Below are 15841 nucleotides of genomic sequence, written 5' to 3'. Positions count from 1 at the left end.
TCCGCGCGATTGCCGCCGCAACGGCACGGTTAAGCCATATTTACCGCCCAGTTTCCGGGCACTTATCACGTGGACTTGAAGCCGGACGCGGAGAGACGTTTGTCGAAAGCCATCACCATCGTCGTGCTGACCTGCTTCCTCGTCCTCGGTGCCGCCACCACCGCCATTCTCGGCCGCGACAGCGTGCCCAGCGTCAGCGCTGAGATGATCTCGCAGACGCCGCCGAAGCCGCTTGCAACCAACCGGGCCGCCAAGGCCGACCGTCTGGTTCCGACACTGGCGCTGGCCTCGGCTGCCATCGACCCGGTCCAGGTTCCCGCCGACAAGCTCTCGCAAATGCCCGTGCTGACCGAGCCGCTGCGCCAGGCGTTTGCCGCCGCCACGCCATCCGATTTCCCGATGCCCAAGGCGAGCGTGAACGAGGCTCCGGCCGCTGCAGAGATTCCTGCCGTCGAAGTCCCGGCCAAGCCGAAGGTCGTCGCCAAGCCGCAGCCGCAGAAAACCTATTCGCTGCTGTCCGACATGCAGATCGCGGGCATCAGGGATCGCCTGAAACTGTCGTCGTCGCAGGAATATTACTGGCCCTCGGTCGAAACTGCGCTGCGCAACGTCGTCCGCAAGATCTCGGCAAACAAGCTGTCCAATCCGAACGTGCAGGGCGTGCCGATCGATCCCAATTGCGACGAGGTCCAGCAGCTGAAGTCGGCTGCGATGCCGCTGCTGTTCCAGCTGCGTGACGACCAGAAAGAGGAAGTGCGCAAGCTCGCCCGCATCATCGGGCTCGAAAAGGTCGCGCAGCAGATCTGACGCGCAGGTTCCTCGAGGAACCGCGCTCGCTTCAGGAACATCTGGCAATCCCAAGGCGTTGCCCGCTCCAAAGAGGGAGTAGACCAATGCGCGCCTCGACTGCTTATTTCGTCGGTGCCGGAACGATCGTTGCCGCCATCGCGATCGGTCTTGGCGGCGGCATCGTCGCCGGCAATATCATGCACCCAAGCGCGCCCAAGCAGGGGCCGGATGCCGGCAAGATGGCGCAGCGTGCTGAACCCGTCGCCGCCACGACAACAACCAGCGCGCCCTCGGAGCGCGTCCAATATCTCACCGGTTCAAAGACGTTCGGCGCGACGGTCGTCGCCCCGGTGCAGGCGCAGGACGAAATAAAACCTGAGGCCAAACCCGGGACGCAGACTACCCAGGCGAACGCTGAAGCGCCCGCGCCGCAACCCTCGCAAGCAGCCGCAGTCGAGCCGCCCAAGGAGCAGTTGAAGCCGGCCCCCGCTTCACCTCCGCAAGTCGTAAAACCTGCCGAACAGCAGGCTTCGACGGTGTCATCCTCTTCACCCGACAATGCCAATGCCAAGGCCAGGGATTCTGACGTGAAGCGTGCCGCGTCCGAGCGGCGCCGGATGGATCGCCGCGAGCGTTGGGCCGAGCGCCGTCATTACGACCCCCGCGAGCAACGCGGCATGCGCGATCAGACCGATTGGGACGACGTCGCGCGCAACGTTCGTGAAGATTCCAACACCCGTGACGTCGTAAGCCGGCCGCGCAGTGGCTTCCCGCAGATCAGGATGTTCGGTGCCGACGACGATTAGCGCTTGAGCCACCTTGTTCGCCGTCGCGCACGCGATCGTGAGCGACGGTTCGTTCAGTGGAGGCGCTTGCCTTAACTTTCAACTTCCAGATGATCTCCGTTCAATGCATGATTGACGTAGCCAGCCAGAGGCCGCGTCATGGTTTCCATGTCATTGCATCTGTTGTGGACGTCCGCCGACAGCCTCATCGTGGCCTTCGCGCTCGCATCCATCGTTCCGCGACGCCATGTGCTGCCGCTCATTCTGATGTTCGGCGTGTGCGACGCGCTGGGCTCCGCGCTCGGTGTCAGTGTGCCGGTCGCAGGCGGCCTTGCCGTGGTCGCGCTGATTTCGTGCGGCGCGTTGCTGGTCCTGCGTCTTCCGGTCGCGCATCGCCTGACCCAGGCGGCGGGCTGGGTCTACGTCCTGCCGCCGCTGCTTGCGATGGACAATGTCGTGTCGCACGCGCCGGACCATATCGGTCTCGTGGCGCTGTCCAGCGCCGCGATGGCTGGCCTCGGATTTTCGTGCGGAGCCACGGCGCTCGGTTGGTGGAACGCAAGTCCCGAAAGCGGACGGTCGTTCGCCGGAGCCTGCCTGCTCGTTGCCGGAAGCGTTTTGGCATTCGGGGGCTGACCATGCCCACTTCCGTCACGACCCGCAGCTACGACCACGCTCGTACCGGCGCGAACAATTCCGAAACGGTGCTGACGGCGACTGCCGTCCGCAACAAAGGTATCGTCAAACTCTTCAGCCTTCCGATTCCCGACGATCCCAGGCTCGAGGCGCAGCCGCTGGCGGTCGGCGGCGTGCACATGGCCGATGGCACGACTCGCGATCTGATCTTCCAGGCCAGCATGGGCAATTGGGTCTATGCATTCGACGCTGCGACCGGCCACAAGATCTGGGCGACGAATCTCGGGCGCCCGATCGTCGGAACGAGAGCGATCGACGGCCACATGACCAACGTCCATTGGGGCATTCTCTCGACGCCTGTGATCGACGAAGGGGCGGGTATTCTCTATGCCTGCGCCTGGATCAGCAACGACGGCAGCGTCGCCAAGGGGCAGCATTTTCTCGCAGCCCTACGGATCGCCGACGGCTCGAAGGTGCACGGGCTCCTGAATCTCGAGGGCGCGGTCTACACGCCGCCGGGCGGTCTGCCGGTGCAGAAATTCGTCTCGGCGCAGCGCAAGCAGCGCAGCGCCTTGACGCTGACGCAGAACCACGTGCTGATTCCCTTCGGCACGATCGCGGAGACGTCGAAGACGGCGCGTGGCTGGCTGATTGCGGTTGATGTTCATGGCTGGCGGCTCGCTGCCGCCTGGTGCTCCACCGTCACCGGCTCCGGCGGCGGGCTGTGGCAGAGCGGGGCGGGGCCTGCCGTTGCTCCCGACGGCTCGATCTACATCATCACCGGCAATGGTGCGTTCTCGCCGCAACACGGCGATTTCGGCGAGAGCATCGTGCGGCTCGCCTTGCACACGGGAAACCATGCTCATTTCGAGGTCGTGTCGTGGTGGGCGCCGTGGACCGACGTCAACCGGGTCGGCGCTGCAGCGGTCGCAGCGGCCGAGGACGACGATGACGAGGTGGCGTTGCCGTCCAACGTATCCCTGCCTTCCGTGATTGCGCACGCCAGGCGCATGGGAATGCAGCTCAAGCCTCTTCACGCCCGCGAGATGCCGCATGTCGCGGTCACGTCAGGTCGCAATGCAATCGACGCCCAGATCGCGTCGGTCGTGGCGCATCACATGGAGGCGATGAACGAGTCGATGTGGGGCGACCAGGATTTCGGTTCCGGCGGTCCGATCTATGTCGCTGCCGCCCATGCCATTCTGGCCGCCGGCAAGGATGGCGTCCTCTACACCGGCAACGCCAATGCGCTCGGCAACACGCAACCGGGTGATCTTGCGGCCGGCCATTTCGCGGCGAACTACGACAAGCTTCGTATGCCGCCGATCCTGTACACGTATTTCGATCCCGCCGTGCCGCCGGCGCCGGCGTCACCGACGGAGCTGAACCTGTTTCCCGGCGGCGCGACGCGGCATCTGCATGGCACGCCGCTGCTGTTCCAGTCCGCCGTCCACGGCATCATGCATTTCGTCGGCGGCGAGAACAGTGCCTTGCGGGCCTGGTCGATCGCAGCGGACGGGACCACGGCCTATCTCGCCGGGGGCAACGAGATCGCTTCGCCGCAATCGCCGCGTCCGCCGGGCGGCATGCCCGGCTGGAGCATCACGCTTGCCGCCAACAACGGCGCTGATGGCATCATCGTGGCGATGGTGCCCTATCAGGACAGTAACATGATGCTCAGCCCGGGCCGCTTCCTGGTCTATGACGCGCAGAATTTCGCCACCAATCCGGACGGCTCCAAGCGGCTTCAGGTGATCTGGGACAGCGAGAACTGGGGACCGGAGCACGCCTTCATGCATCCCAAGTTCAACCGCCCGATCGTCTGGAAGGGCCGTATCTATCGCCCGACCTATGACGGGCGCATCGACGTCTATGGCCTGACGCATTAGCGCCCGCGAGATTTGTGCCGTGGACGGCGATGGCTCAACCGCCGTGCGACTCCACGACCTTGCGGCAGCCATCGGAAAGCTTCGACTTGTTCTCGCGCAGGCAGGCATTCATCTGCGGCGGCTTGCCGATGTGTTCGGCGCAGAATTTGCTCGCGTCGCTTCGGCAGGTCATCTGCTCCTGCGGCGTCGGACCGGATTGTGCAGCGGCGGTCTGGGCGGTCGCGGCGAGCAGCAGCGCGGCAAGAACCGAAATCTTCATAAAGTACCTCCTTGGGAATGTCGTTGGTCCCGGCTGGGATCAAGCGAGCCGGACCATCTCGCGAGGGCCGGACGCAGGTCCATGCCATGTTCATGGCATCGGCCAGCCCGCGCCGCCGCCGTACCCCCATTTTCATGGCATGTATCAGCGCGCCGTCTTTTGTCATTCAGGCTGCACGTCGGCTGCGAGACCCGGTGATTGCATCGGGACGCCGAACGGGAAGCAGGAGAGCAAGATGTCGAAAAGAGCGGGAGCGCTGAGCGCCGGGCTGACGATTTTGGCGCTGGCAGGTGCGGCGATCGTGTCGCTGGGCACGAGCCCGGCGCAAGCGGTGGTTTATTGCAAGACGGTCGGCATACCCAAGGGCTGCGTGGTGCGGCCGACAGCAGCAGTGGTGGTTGCGCCGGCCGCGGTCGCGGTCGCGACACCCGGTGTCGGTGCGCCCGGTGTCGGCGTGCGCGCGGGCACGCCGATGAATCGCGGTGGTCCGGTCAATCGCGTCGGCGTGCGCTGAGAACGACGAAAGAGTTCGGGCGAAGGAGCCTTGCGGACGACCCCCCCCGTCCTCCGCAGGCAAATCATCCGGCCCGTCCCTCTCTCCGCGCGTCCCACACGTACGGAGAGGGGGCTTTTCAGCCGACGGCGGCATCGCTGTCGGGGAAAATCTGCGGCAATTGCAGCCGCACGCGCGTGCCTGAGGAATCCGAACTCAGATTGAGCGTCGCCCCGCAGCGCGCGGCACGGCTCCTCATGTTGCGAAGGCCCCGCGCGCTCTGGCTCGCGTCGGCGGCCCCGCCGCTGCCGACCAGCGCGGAACCGTTGGCAAAGCCCTTGCCGTCATCCGCGACCCTGATCACACCGTACGGTCCCTGACCTTCGTCGACCGTCTCGATGGTGACCGCGATGTGGCGGGCCTCCGCGTGCTTGACCGCATTGGTCACGGCCTCGTCGAGGATGCGCACGATCTGGATGACATGCCATGGCCTGAGCTCGGGATGCAGCGGCAGCCCCTGCGGCGTCGCCACGTGCCAGTCGAGCGCGATGTCGTGCGGTCGCAATTGCGCGGTCGCCCGCTCGCGCCAGGAGCCGAGCGCGAGCATCAGGTCGCCGCCGATGTCGTCCATGGAATCGATGACGAGGCGCAGGTCCTTCAGCGCCGCGCGGGCGGCGTCGGTGATGGTCGCGCCCTCATGGCCGCGCTCGGACAGTGCCACGATGCTGATGAGCTGGCCGCCGAGGCCGTCATGCAGGTCGCGCATCAGCCGGGTGCGCTCATTGGCGAGCGCGGCGGCCCGTGCACGCTCCTCCTCGCGCGCAAAGCTCGCCTTCAGCCGCTCCTCGGCTTCGCTTACGCGGGTCACGAGCTGGCCGGCAAAGCTGTCGACCTGGTTCAGCGCGCGCGCGAACCGCCAGGTCAAGCCGGCGCCGATCGCGACCAGCATCGCCGAATAGGACAGGCGCGAGAGGAAGATGCGCTCGTCGGTCACGATCTCGAACACCGACAGCATGTCGTGGGCCCAGCATATCAGCACGATGGTCACCGCGCAGCCGAGCGTGAAGCTTGCCGCGTCCTGCCGCCGCACCACCGCGGCAGCGGTGACGCAGGCCATCAGGATCAGGCAGAGCCCGACGGTGGGAATGCCAAGCACGAGAAATAGAATGCGCGGCAGCGGCGGGCCCGCGATCAGCCCGACACTGAACACGACGAGCCCCGGCGCGAACAGCAGCATGCCGTAACGCGGCCAGCGCCAGCCGAAGAACAGCACGCCGAAGACGACGACCAGGGCGCTCTCGATCGGTGCGGACGCGAGCAACACCGCGGCGAGCCGGGACGTGGTGACGGGGGGCACCGGTGGCGGCGCGAAGGCCTGCACCACGCCGAGTACCATCGCCACGGCCAGCACGCCGTAAACCGGCTCGCGGCGGCGCATCAGCCACATGATCGCCAGGATGACGGCGAGGATCGACTGCCAGGCGGAGAACACCACGGGCAACGTGACGAACATCAGCGTGCGTGTCTCGTAGGCGGGCCGCAAGGCCGCATCCGGCCCGACATAGACGGTGTCGAGAAAGCCCTTGAGCGGTCCCCAAACCAACAGCCGCACCGTGATCGCGTTGGCGCCCTCGCGCAGCAACGAGGACGGGATCGACCCGATCTGCGGGGTGTTGCGGTCGGGCCGGTTGGCGTTGGCATCGCGTCGGGAATCCAGGATGACGACGCCGTTGATTGCGACTTCCACCGCGTTGCTGAAGCGCGGCAGGAATACCGACCATCCCGACGCCACATCGCCGCGGCGGAACGTGAAGGCGCCGGTGTAGAGCGGTGGGTCGGCCAGGGAATAGCGTGACGACGTGAAATGCGGCAGCGTCACGGGACGCGCCACGCCGTCCTCGCGCAGCGAGAATTCGCTCAGCGCAAAGTCGTCGGGGTCGCTGGGCTGGAGCAGCCGCAGCCCGAGGATGGTCGCGACCAGTATCAGCGCCTGCAGCAGCAGATAGGGCACGAGGCGCGAGACCAGCAGCCGGCGCCGCGCGGGTTTGACCGGTGCCTTCGCCGCGATATCGCTCACAGCTTGATCAGGCCCTGCTGCACCGCTTCGAACACCGCTTCGCTGCGGGTGTGCACTTCGAGCTTGCGATAGATGTTCTTGATGTGGCCGGGCACGGTCTGCCTGGACAGGCCGAGATGGCTCGCGATCTCGGCGTAGCTGAAACCTTTGGCGATGCCCCAGAGGATGTCGATCTCCCGTGGGGTGAGCCTTGCGGTGTTGAGCGCGGGACCCGGCGGAGGCTCGGCCGCATTCTGCGCGGTACCTTGCGTTCGGCGCACGATGAAGCGGGCGATCGAGGCCGAGATCGGCGAATGGCCGGCGACCAGATCGCGCACGGTGGTGGCGATATCCGTGGGGAACGCATCCTTCAGGAGATAACCGGTGGCGCCGACCGTGATCGCGGAGATCACGCTCTCCTCGTCGCCGAGCGCCGAGATCACCATGATCTCGGTGTCGGGAAAGCGCCGCCTCGTCTCGCGGATCAGCTCGACGCCGTGGCCGTCGGGCAGCCGCAGATCAGTGAGCAGCACGCGCGGCGCCCGCTCGCCGAGCCCCGAGCGAGCCTCTGCGAGCGTGCCGGCGCTGCGTACCTCGTAGCCGGCCTTGACCAGCGCGTCCTGGAGCCGCCAGCAAGTCGGCGCGTCGTCCTCGACGAGGAGGATGGTGATGGCTTCACCCGTCTCGCCCTGTTCGGTCATGATCATCGTCCTGCACCGCGTGTCCCCCGCGGCGCAAGGCCAAGCTTAGCCGCGGCGTGGACGCCGCGACACCCATAATCATGGGGTCGCAAGGCATCGGTCTGGCGTTCCCGACGCGGTGCCTATTGCTTCGTCGCGGCCGGCTTGTCCGGCGGCATGGGCGGGCTCGGCAATCGCTGTACGACGATGCGCGCGGTACCGGCATTGTTGTTGTAGAACTGCTGATAGGGCCCCTGGACCACGTCGAGCTTGGCCGGCCGCAACCATGCCGGGAGCAGGGTCGGGTAAATCTGGACGGCGTCGTTGACGTAGAAGAACAGATCGCCGGCATCGGGCGCGACGAATTCCGCGACCAGACGTCCCGACAGCTTCTGGCCGTCCCAGATCGCGCGCGCCGTGGGGTCCTTCGGCACCGGCTCGAAGGGCCCGAGCTTGCCCACTGCGCGCTTGAACGGATTGTCGTCGGGAAGTGCCGCGAACTCCTTCGTCTTGTCGAGCTGGGTCGGATACCTGCCTTTGCTCTTGTCCGCATCGTCCTCGGCTGGAATGGCCGGATTCATCCGGCGCGGCAATTCGTCGGCCGGCATGACGTTGACGGCCTTCAGCGGCATGTCGCTCATTCCCTTCGTGCCGACGCGCACCACGGGCTGGAACCAGGCGGCGCCGAACTGACGGAGCGTCGGCAGGGCGAGGTAGTGAGCCGTGAAATAGGTCCTGAAGCCATTTGTGCCGCTCAAGATGGTGCGGTCGAACCAGGGATCCTCGATCTCGACCCAGACGCGGTATTTGCGGCCTTTCTCGACCGCAAGGCCGCTCCACCAGCAAAACTCCTTCGTCGCGAAGCGGCCGCGCGCGTCGATCGGCTCGTCGGGCACCGGCGTTCCGGCCTCGGGTCCTGGCGGAGTGCAGATATTTCCGGTCGCTGTGCGGGCGGTGAAGACGCTGGTCGCTCCAATGAGCAATGCGGAGTAGAAGATGATGAACAGGAAGATGCCGGGCAGCACGAGCCTGGCGAAAATCCAGCGCGCCGGTCCCGCATTCAGCCGCATCCATCTGGCGAAGCCGAGCAGCGCGCCCGGCTCGTCGACATGCTGCCGGCTTGCCATGCGGTGTGACCTGCTCCAGGCCAGCCGCGCGCGTTCCTGGATGGTGTCGCGCAGCACCGTGTTGCGGCCCCAGATCAGGTAGGTGATGGCAAGGAGGATCGTGGTGGCGAACGGGTAATACAGCGTGATGTCGAGCCACGGTGCCGCATAGGATGGCAGCACGTTCCTGACGAGATTAGCCAGCGGCCCCAGCACGGCGCCAACGAGCCAATCGATGGTGGCGATGATGTGCAGCACCATTGTGCCTTGCAGGCCGTTGTCCTTCGACACCCCGATCAGGCTGCGGGCGATCCACGGCCAGACCGCGATCACACCGACCATGAACAGCAGCGAGAAATAGGCGACGCGCCGCCACCACACGGTGTCGCGCGCGAGCCTGGCCATTTCGACGCTGGGCGTCTTCATGCCGGTGAAGGCTTCGGCCTCCGTCTCGCGCCGCGGGTCCTGGGCCTTCGTCAGATAGGCGCGTTTCATGGCTTCGCGCGTGCTGTCCTCGACGAGGTCCAGCTTGCTGCCGTCCGGCAGCAGCACCCGCGCTTCCGCCGGAAGCATGATCGGCGCGTAGTCGTCGCAGCCGAACAGCATGCGTTCGATGACGGCGAAGTGCACCACCGGCAGCCCGCCATTGACCTGGCCGGCGAGGATCGGGCGTGGCCCGTAGCGGTAGAGCACGGCGGCGCCGCTGCGCGAATCGTGCTTCGGTCCAATCGCCGATTGGTATTCCTTGAAATGCTCGATCTCGCCGTCCTGGAAGCGGAGCCGGCCGTCGAGCTGATCAGCCATCCAGACCAGGGGCACGAAGGACAGCGTGGATTCGGGGTAGCCGCCGCCGATGTCGGAATGCACGCCGGTGAACCACACCTCCTCGACCGTCTGGTCGGGCGCCAAACGGCTCTGGTCGATCCGCAGCGGATGGAAGGTGGTGCGCTCGTCGTCCAGCGCCAGCGCATGCGAGATGTGCTTCACCTTGCGCGAGGGCCGGTGATTGCGGAACGAGATCGGCCAGATCGCCCAGTCGATCGCGACGCGCAGCTCCTCGATCGGGACGCCGAAGGCCTCGACCGTGTCGAACAGCCCGAGGAATTCGATGTCGATCTCCTTGCGGCCGTTCATTGCCGCGCGGACATCGGCGTAGGCGCGATGCCGGCAGATCGCATGATAGAGATAGAGCAGCACGTCGCGGATGAAGCGCGCGATCCAGATCGTGGGCAGGCTCTTCTTCAACGGCACGGTGTCGCGGCGGTATTCCCGCCATGCGGACATGGCGTTGCGCTCCATCTCGGCATGCGAGACCGGCGTGCCGTCGATCACCGCCGGCACCAGGCCCTGGCTGGCGATCAATGACGCCAGCGTGCGCGCGGTGAAGGCGCCGCGGCTGAAGCCGAAAATGTAGATCTCGTCCCCCTCGCGCCAATTCCAGCATAGGAAGTGATAGAGTTTGCGGACGTTGCTGGGCACGCCGATGCCGGTGGCGCCGTCGAGTGCGGCGAGCGGCGCCCAGCCGGCGGTCCCGACGCCCTTGATGTAGTGAGCGATCTGGTCCGGCTGGGTGTGGTCGAGCGCCTCGTAGAGACGCCAGACGCTGGATTCCTGGGTGGTAAACGCATTGCCGGTGCCGTCGGCGAACAGCACCAGCTTGCGTTTTGACGGGACGGCGGCGGTGGTCGCGCCGGCATTCATCTCGATCTGCGCGCGTTCCGGTCCGGCAGAATCGGCGTTCGGCGCGCCATCACGGTGCGGCATGAGCCCCTCCGGCAATTCGACGGGGATGCGCTTCAGGCCCGAGCCGGGCAGCACTCCCCGGAGTCAATCAATGGTTGCGATGGTTGCGTCATGAAAATGCAGGTGCATTCTGCACACAATCCCGCTGAGGTAGCAAGCAGGAAGGCGCAGCCGCGGTGCGCCATGGGTGAAGCAGGCGCGGAATATTCCGTCTCGACGGCGGCGTGTCGGACGGCCCGGGGCAGCCGTTCCGGCAGACGCCTCTCCCCGGCGAACGGGGAGAGGCGCCGTGTTCAGCCTCTACCTGCCATTGCCGCGGCACGCGCCGCCGGGGCCGATATGGTAGCCGCGCGGGCAAGCATGCGCGGCCGGGTTGGCGTAGTTCCTGAGGCAACCGCGATAGGGACCGCGGTGCCAGCCGGGGCCGCAGCCGCCGGCGATTGCGATGACGTCGCCATTCGCGCCCGCGCCGGGCGGGGCGAGCGGCATGGCCTGGGCAGAGCCTGCGATCGCGCCAAGCGCGAAGGCTGCGGCAAACACGGTTCGCATCATGTCTTGTCCTCCCGAAAGCCGCTGCTTCAATGGCCGGCGGCGAACGCAATGCCGGCGCGCACTTCGACGATGGCCTGGTCGATCAGCCCGATCGCCTTCTCGCGATGGCCGCCCTTGTTCGGCTCGGCCTTGCCGAGCTCGGCGCGGGCTGATTGCAGGATCGCGACGGCTTGGTCCATGTGCGGCTGCGCGCCGAGCGCGTAACCGATGCAGAGGCTGGTCGCGATGGCGCCACCGAGCACGAGGCTGCGGGGTAGAGAGGTTCGCATGTCGTCGTCTCCTCCAGCGGGCGTCAGGCTGGGCCGCCCGTTTGCCCGGATGCCGTCCCTCATGTGCCGGGAAGTCGCATCCGTCGCCTGAATAGGGCCCGCCTGTGCGGGCCGTCTTGGACTGTCCGGCGCCGACGGTGGCGCGGCTTGGACTGACCGGCGCAGCTTGATTCACGTTGGCGTGCTGATAGCCTGCGCTTGCCGGTCTTCGGCAGGCGTCCATTTCAGGCCCGACGGTTTCGGCACGCCTCCGTGCATGAGCTTTTCCCAAAAGTCCCTTTGGAAGTTCTTTCGATGTCCGTCATCAGGAAGGCGCTCTCGACCGACATGCTGCCGCATGACTTGTCCGACCGGCAGCGCTTCATCCGCTTCGCCGAGTTGTTCGAGCATTTCTCCAACACCGGCGAGCTCGATCCTGCATCCGACGTGCCGTTTCGCGCCACGATGAACTCAATTCATATCGGCACCACCATGCTTGGACGCTGCGACGGCAGCTTCGCCACAGTCCGGCGCGAAAAGCGCCAGGTGCTCGAGACCGGCGACGACCGCTTTTGCCTCGCCCGCAACACGGGCGATCGCCCATCGCAGGTGGTCCATCGCGGCCGCGAATTCACCATGCGGCCGGGATCGATGGTGCTGCTCAAGCTGGACGAGCCGTTCTTCGCCGCCGACGGCGCGAGCCACAAGCGCTTCACCAACGTGCATCTGCCTGTCGATACGCTGCGCGCGATGGTCGCCGACGTCGACGATCTCGTCGGCTGTGAGCTCGAGCCCGGCGGCGCGCTGTCGCTGGCGATGGACTACAGCGATCTCCTGCTGCGCCATTCGACCGCTGCGGACGAGGCCGGCATGGCCATCGCCGCGCACCTGCTCGACCTCGCGGCGATCGGTCTCGGCGCCCGCAGCGATATCGCCGCTGCGGCGCGGCGCGGGGGCCTGCGCGCCGTGCGGCTCAAGGCCGTGTTGTCGATCCTCGAGGCGCGCTTCCACGAGCCGGATTTTTCCGCACAAAGACTCGCCGCCGCCGCCGGCCTCTCCGAACGCTACGTCAACGAGCTGCTGTTCGAGGCCGGCGCCAGCTTCACCACGCGCCTCAATGAGCTGCGCCTGCGCAAGGCCGCCGATCTTCTCGCCCATCGCCAAGGCCGCATCAGCGACATCGCCTTCGCCTGCGGCTTCAACGACCTCTCTTACTTCAACCGCTGCTTCCGCCGCAGGTTCGGCCTGACGCCGACGGCGGCACGGGGGAAGTGAGGTAGGCCACAGACGGGTTGACTTACGGGAGGAGACCCTCGAAATCTTCCCGGAGCCAGCCTAGGGACTCCATTACGGATTGAAGCCAGCACCATGGTCGGATTGATCCCACCGGCTCCGATGTCACACCTGCAGCGTCTGGCCGGCCGCGTTGCGCTGGCGGTGGCCCTGATGCTGGTCGCGGCGACGACTGCGCAGGCCGACAAGCGGGTGGCGCTGGTCATTGGCGTGTCCAACTACCAGAGCGTCGCGCGGCTGGCCAATCCCGACAACGACGCGGCCGCCATCAGCGACGTCTTCAAGCGGATGGGGTTCGATATCGTGGAGCTGCGCCGCGATCTCGGCGTGACCGAGATGCGGCGGGCGGTGCGCGACTTTGCTGCCGTTGCTGTAGATTCCGACATGGCCGTGGTCTACTACGCCGGTCATGGCATCGAGGTGAACGGCGCGAACTTCCTGATTCCGGCCGACGCCCGTCTCCAGAGCGATTTCGACGTCGAGGACGAAGCCGTCCCGCTGGACCGGATTCTCCAGGCGATCAACCCTGCGAAGCGGCTGCGGCTCGTCATCCTCGATGCCTGCCGCGACAATCCGTTTGCGGAGCGGATGACACGCACGGTTGCGACGCGCTCGATGAACCGCGGCCTTGCCAAGATCGAGCCCGCGACGGCGGATACGCTGATTGCGTTCGCCGCCAAGGCCGGCGCGGTCGCCGGCGACGGCGACGGTGCCCACAGCCCGTTTGCGACCGCGCTCCTCAATCATTTGGCGACACCGGGCCTCGACCTTCGCCTGACGCTTGGCCGGGTTCGCGACGAGGTGCTGAAGAGCACGGGGCGGCGGCAGGAGCCGTTCGTCTACGGATCGCTCGGCGGTGACACCGTGGCGCTGGTGCCCCAGATTGCCCCAAAGGTCGATCCGGACGCGGAGTCCCAGCGGGACTACGAATTTGCCGCGCAGATCGGCACCAGGGAGGCGTGGACCTCGTTTCTCGGCGTTCACGGCAGCGGACCCTACGCTGTGTCTGCTCATGCGGCCCTCGACAAGCTGGATGCGGCGGAGAAGGCCCGCGAAAAGGCGGACCTGCTGAGGCGGCAAGCCGAACAGCAGGCCCGGCAGAAGAGCGAGGACGTCAGGAAGCAGATCGAGGAGCAGGCCGCGCGCCAGGCCGAGCAGGCCAAGCTCCAGGTCTCCGAACAGACCCGGCGCGATCTGGAGAAGGAGCGCCAACGCATCGCCGACCAAGCCAAGCGCGAGCTCGACGATGCCCGGCGGCAGGTTGCGGAGGCGCGCCGGCAGGCCGAGGACGCAGCAGGTCAGGTCGAGCAGGCGAAGAAGCAGGCCGCGCTGGACGCGCAGCAGCAGATCGAGGCCGCAAGGCGCGAACAGGAACAGCGCGAGAAGGAGCGACAGGCCACACTTGCCGCGCTAACTCCGCCGGCTGCGCCGGCGCCTGCCCCAGCGCCAGTTGTCGCGCCGGCCATGGATCCCGCGGATATCGCCCGCCTGCTCCAGGCCCATCTGAAGCGCGTCGGCTGCGACCCCAGTACTGCCGACGGTGCCTGGACTGCTCCGTCGCAAAAGGCGCTCGACAATTTCAACCGCAACGCCGGCACCAAATTCGACGTCAAAATTGCAAGCCTCGATGCGCTCGACGCGGTGCGCGCCAGGCCCGATCGTGTCTGTCCGCTGGTTTGCGCCAAGGGACAAAAGGTAGAGGGCGAACGTTGCGTCCAGATCGTCTGTGACGGCAATGACGTGCTGGATGCCCAGGGCGTGTGCCGCCGACGTCCCGATCCGTCGCCGCAGAAGCCAAAGGCGGTATCGCGCCACGAGTCGAGCCCGCGCGGTCGCGCGCGTCCGTCCGGCGGAGCCGATTCATGCGGCGGCAGTTGCGAGGGCGATTGAGACCGGCGTCGGCGACACGGTGCCCCGGCTTACAGGCTGGGAACGACGTTGACGTTGACTTTCAGGTTCAGGAACGTGCGCTTGCCGGCGCCGTCCTCGAAGTAGAGACGGCTCTCGAAATGGTCGCTGCCGGTAAAGCCGGAGTTCGGCCGGTACACAGCCTTTGTCGAGTTGACCAGGCTGTAAGACCCGTTGGCCGGAGAGACGACGACGTCCTGGCCCACGAACGGACCCAGCGACTGGAAGTTGAACCCGCAACCGCGATCCTGCGCGACCCGCATCGGGATGACGACATTACAACCCTGGCAGATGTTGAAATGCGGGCGACGGCAAGCGGTGTTGGCATTCAGGCCGTGAGCGTTTTGGTAGCTCTTGTAGCCTGGGCGCATCTTGTCGGCGCTCGCAGTGTCGGAAAGCAGCAACGAGGCGGAGGTTGCGAGCGAAAATACAATTGTCATGCAAGGACGGATCATTCTGAACACCCCTTGTCTGAAAACCCCTTGGCGGCCAATGAAGCAAAAGCGATTTATTCCGACATAGAAGCTTAAGCGCCCGGGGGAGGCAAGTATCTCCGGAAGGTTGCAGGACGGCTTCCCAATGCCATGCCCCTTCCACTATCATTTCGGGCAGGGAGTCGCCGGCAGGACACGGCGCGGCGGCAACCGTCTCGCCTGAAGGCCGGGCCTGATATGTGATCGATGGCACAGACCCGAGGGCGGACTGCTACCGAAATAGTATTCAGATCGATTGCAGCCACATTGCTGACGCGTGGAGCGAAGCCCGCATCATGGTTCGATTGAGCCCTTCAGTCCCGATGTTGCGCTCAAGCCGGGCGGCCTGCCGGCTTGCGCTGTCGGTCTTGTGGATGCTGGTCGCGGCGTCGACTGCGCAGGCCGACAAGCGGGTGGCGCTGGTCCTTGGCGTGTCCAACTACCAGAGCGTCGCGCGGCTGGCCAATCCCGACAACGACGCGGCCGCCATCAGCGACGTCTTCAAGCGCATGGGTTTCGATATCGTGGAACTGCGCCGCGATCTCGGCGTGACCGAGATGCGGCGGGCGGTGCGCGACTTTGCTGCCGTTGCTGCAGATTCCGACATGGCCGTGGTCTATTACGCCGGTCACGGCATCGAAGTGAACGGCGCAAACTTCCTGATTCCGGCGGATGCCCGTCTCCAGAGCGATTTCGACGTCGAGGACGAGGCGGTCCCGCTGGACCGGATTCTTCAGGCGATCAACCCTGCGAAGCGGCTGCGGCTCGTCATCCTCGATGCCTGCCGCGACAATCCGTTTGCGGAGCGGATGACGCGCAGTGTCGCCACGCGTTCGATGAACCGCGGCCTTGCCAAGATCGAGCCTGCGACGGCGGATACGCTGATTGCGTTCGCCGCCAAGGCCGGCGCGGTCGCCGGCGACGGCGACGG

General features: G+C 66.1%; 15 protein-coding genes. 8 read left to right on the top strand and 7 right to left on the bottom strand.

The features are described 5' to 3' along the window. Positions 1-99 precede the first annotated feature (99 nt). The 4 genes from JQ591_RS26510 (at position 100) to JQ591_RS26495 (ending at position 4099) form a co-directional block, all read left to right on the top strand. Positions 100-807 (top strand): hypothetical protein, encoded by a 708-nt coding sequence (locus JQ591_RS26510; protein WP_211398957.1) that lies wholly within the window; start codon positions 100-102, stop codon positions 805-807. Positions 808-893: 86 nt separating this feature from the next. Beyond that, on the top strand, positions 894-1595 hold the full coding sequence (locus JQ591_RS26505; RefSeq protein WP_211398956.1) for a hypothetical protein: 702 nt from the start codon (positions 894-896) through the stop codon (positions 1593-1595). A 138-nt stretch (positions 1596-1733) separates the two neighbouring features. Then, complete coding sequence (locus tag JQ591_RS26500; protein WP_211398955.1) at positions 1734-2210, top strand: hypothetical protein; 477 nt, start codon at positions 1734-1736, stop codon at positions 2208-2210. Between the two features lie 2 nt (positions 2211-2212). After that, positions 2213-4099 (top strand): PQQ-binding-like beta-propeller repeat protein, encoded by a 1887-nt coding sequence (locus tag JQ591_RS26495; RefSeq protein WP_211398954.1) that lies wholly within the window; start codon positions 2213-2215, stop codon positions 4097-4099. A gap of 34 nt (positions 4100-4133) precedes the next feature. On the opposite strand, the gene JQ591_RS26490 is transcribed toward JQ591_RS26495, so the two are convergent. Beyond that, the gene (locus JQ591_RS26490; protein WP_211398953.1) at positions 4134-4358 is read right to left on the bottom strand and encodes a cysteine rich repeat-containing protein; all 225 of its coding nucleotides are present in this window, start codon (positions 4356-4358) and stop codon (positions 4134-4136) included. A gap of 235 nt (positions 4359-4593) precedes the next feature. On the opposite strand from JQ591_RS26490, the gene JQ591_RS26485 reads away from it, so the two are divergent. After that, a complete protein-coding gene (locus tag JQ591_RS26485) occupies positions 4594-4872 on the top strand; it encodes a hypothetical protein (protein ID WP_211398952.1) in 279 nt (92 codons plus the stop codon). A gap of 118 nt (positions 4873-4990) precedes the next feature. Here JQ591_RS26485 and JQ591_RS26480 read toward each other — a convergent pair whose 3' ends face one another. The 5 genes from JQ591_RS26480 to JQ591_RS26460 form a co-directional block, all read right to left on the bottom strand. After that, complete coding sequence (locus JQ591_RS26480) at positions 4991-6928, bottom strand: sensor histidine kinase (protein WP_211398951.1); 1938 nt, start codon at positions 6926-6928, stop codon at positions 4991-4993. After that, the gene (locus JQ591_RS26475; RefSeq protein ID WP_211398950.1) at positions 6925-7608 is read right to left on the bottom strand and encodes a response regulator; all 684 of its coding nucleotides are present in this window, start codon (positions 7606-7608) and stop codon (positions 6925-6927) included. Before JQ591_RS26475 ends, JQ591_RS26480 begins: the two co-directional genes overlap by 4 nt. Positions 7609-7730: 122 nt before the next feature. After that, positions 7731-10457, bottom strand: coding sequence for a DUF2235 domain-containing protein (locus JQ591_RS26470; RefSeq protein ID WP_211398949.1), 2727 nt, complete (start codon positions 10455-10457; stop codon positions 7731-7733). A 279-nt stretch (positions 10458-10736) separates the two neighbouring features. Next, positions 10737-10988: a GCG_CRPN prefix-to-repeats domain-containing protein gene (locus tag JQ591_RS26465; RefSeq protein ID WP_433995218.1), complete on the bottom strand. Its 252-nt coding sequence runs from the start codon at positions 10986-10988 to the stop codon at positions 10737-10739. Positions 10989-11014: 26 nt separating this feature from the next. After that, a complete protein-coding gene (locus JQ591_RS26460; protein ID WP_211398948.1) occupies positions 11015-11257 on the bottom strand; it encodes a hypothetical protein in 243 nt (80 codons plus the stop codon). 294 nt (positions 11258-11551) lie between these two features. On the opposite strand from JQ591_RS26460, the gene JQ591_RS26455 reads away from it, so the two are divergent. Then, the gene (locus JQ591_RS26455; protein WP_211398947.1) at positions 11552-12511 is read left to right on the top strand and encodes a helix-turn-helix transcriptional regulator; all 960 of its coding nucleotides are present in this window, start codon (positions 11552-11554) and stop codon (positions 12509-12511) included. Between the two features lie 93 nt (positions 12512-12604). Further along, complete coding sequence (locus tag JQ591_RS26450) at positions 12605-14419, top strand: caspase family protein (RefSeq protein ID WP_211398946.1); 1815 nt, start codon at positions 12605-12607, stop codon at positions 14417-14419. 29 nt (positions 14420-14448) lie between these two features. Here JQ591_RS26450 and JQ591_RS26445 read toward each other — a convergent pair whose 3' ends face one another. Then, positions 14449-14877 carry a hypothetical protein gene (locus JQ591_RS26445; RefSeq protein ID WP_211398945.1) on the bottom strand — a complete coding sequence of 143 codons (429 nt, stop codon included), beginning with the start codon at positions 14875-14877 and terminating at the stop codon, positions 14449-14451. Between the two features lie 356 nt (positions 14878-15233). On the opposite strand from JQ591_RS26445, the gene JQ591_RS26440 reads away from it, so the two are divergent. Continuing rightward, positions 15234-15841, top strand: a 608-nt coding sequence (locus tag JQ591_RS26440; protein WP_249137739.1) for a caspase family protein, incomplete at its 3' end; no start/stop codon positions are given.

Origin of the sequence: Bradyrhizobium canariense (genome assembly GCF_018130465.1) — a bacterium.
Classification (GTDB): Bacteria; Pseudomonadota; Alphaproteobacteria; order Rhizobiales; family Xanthobacteraceae; genus Bradyrhizobium; species Bradyrhizobium canariense_C.
The sequence above is the reverse complement of the archived record's forward strand: the minus strand, read 5'-3'. Positions and strand labels throughout refer to the sequence as shown.

What these genes read in the sequence shown, in the direction of transcription:
- JQ591_RS26505 (WP_211398956.1), top strand. Translation starts at nt 894, where the DNA reads ATGCGCGCCTCGACTGCTTATTTCGTCGGTGCCGGAACGATCGTTGCC.
- JQ591_RS26500 (WP_211398955.1), top strand. Translation starts at nt 1,734, where the DNA reads ATGGTTTCCATGTCATTGCATCTGTTGTGGACGTCCGCCGACAGCCTC.
- JQ591_RS26495 (WP_211398954.1), top strand. Translation starts at nt 2,213, where the DNA reads ATGCCCACTTCCGTCACGACCCGCAGCTACGACCACGCTCGTACCGGC.
- JQ591_RS26490 (WP_211398953.1), bottom strand. Translation starts at nt 4,358, where the DNA reads ATGAAGATTTCGGTTCTTGCCGCGCTGCTGCTCGCCGCGACCGCCCAG.
- JQ591_RS26485 (WP_211398952.1), top strand. Translation starts at nt 4,594, where the DNA reads ATGTCGAAAAGAGCGGGAGCGCTGAGCGCCGGGCTGACGATTTTGGCG.
- JQ591_RS26475 (WP_211398950.1), bottom strand. Translation starts at nt 7,608, where the DNA reads ATGACCGAACAGGGCGAGACGGGTGAAGCCATCACCATCCTCCTCGTC.
- JQ591_RS26470 (WP_211398949.1), bottom strand. Translation starts at nt 10,457, where the DNA reads ATGCCGCACCGTGATGGCGCGCCGAACGCCGATTCTGCCGGACCGGAA.
- JQ591_RS26465 (WP_433995218.1), bottom strand. Translation starts at nt 10,988, where the DNA reads ATGATGCGAACCGTGTTTGCCGCAGCCTTCGCGCTTGGCGCGATCGCA.
- JQ591_RS26460 (WP_211398948.1), bottom strand. Translation starts at nt 11,257, where the DNA reads ATGCGAACCTCTCTACCCCGCAGCCTCGTGCTCGGTGGCGCCATCGCG.
- JQ591_RS26455 (WP_211398947.1), top strand. Translation starts at nt 11,552, where the DNA reads ATGTCCGTCATCAGGAAGGCGCTCTCGACCGACATGCTGCCGCATGAC.
- JQ591_RS26450 (WP_211398946.1), top strand. Translation starts at nt 12,605, where the DNA reads ATGGTCGGATTGATCCCACCGGCTCCGATGTCACACCTGCAGCGTCTG.
- JQ591_RS26445 (WP_211398945.1), bottom strand. Translation starts at nt 14,877, where the DNA reads ATGACAATTGTATTTTCGCTCGCAACCTCCGCCTCGTTGCTGCTTTCC.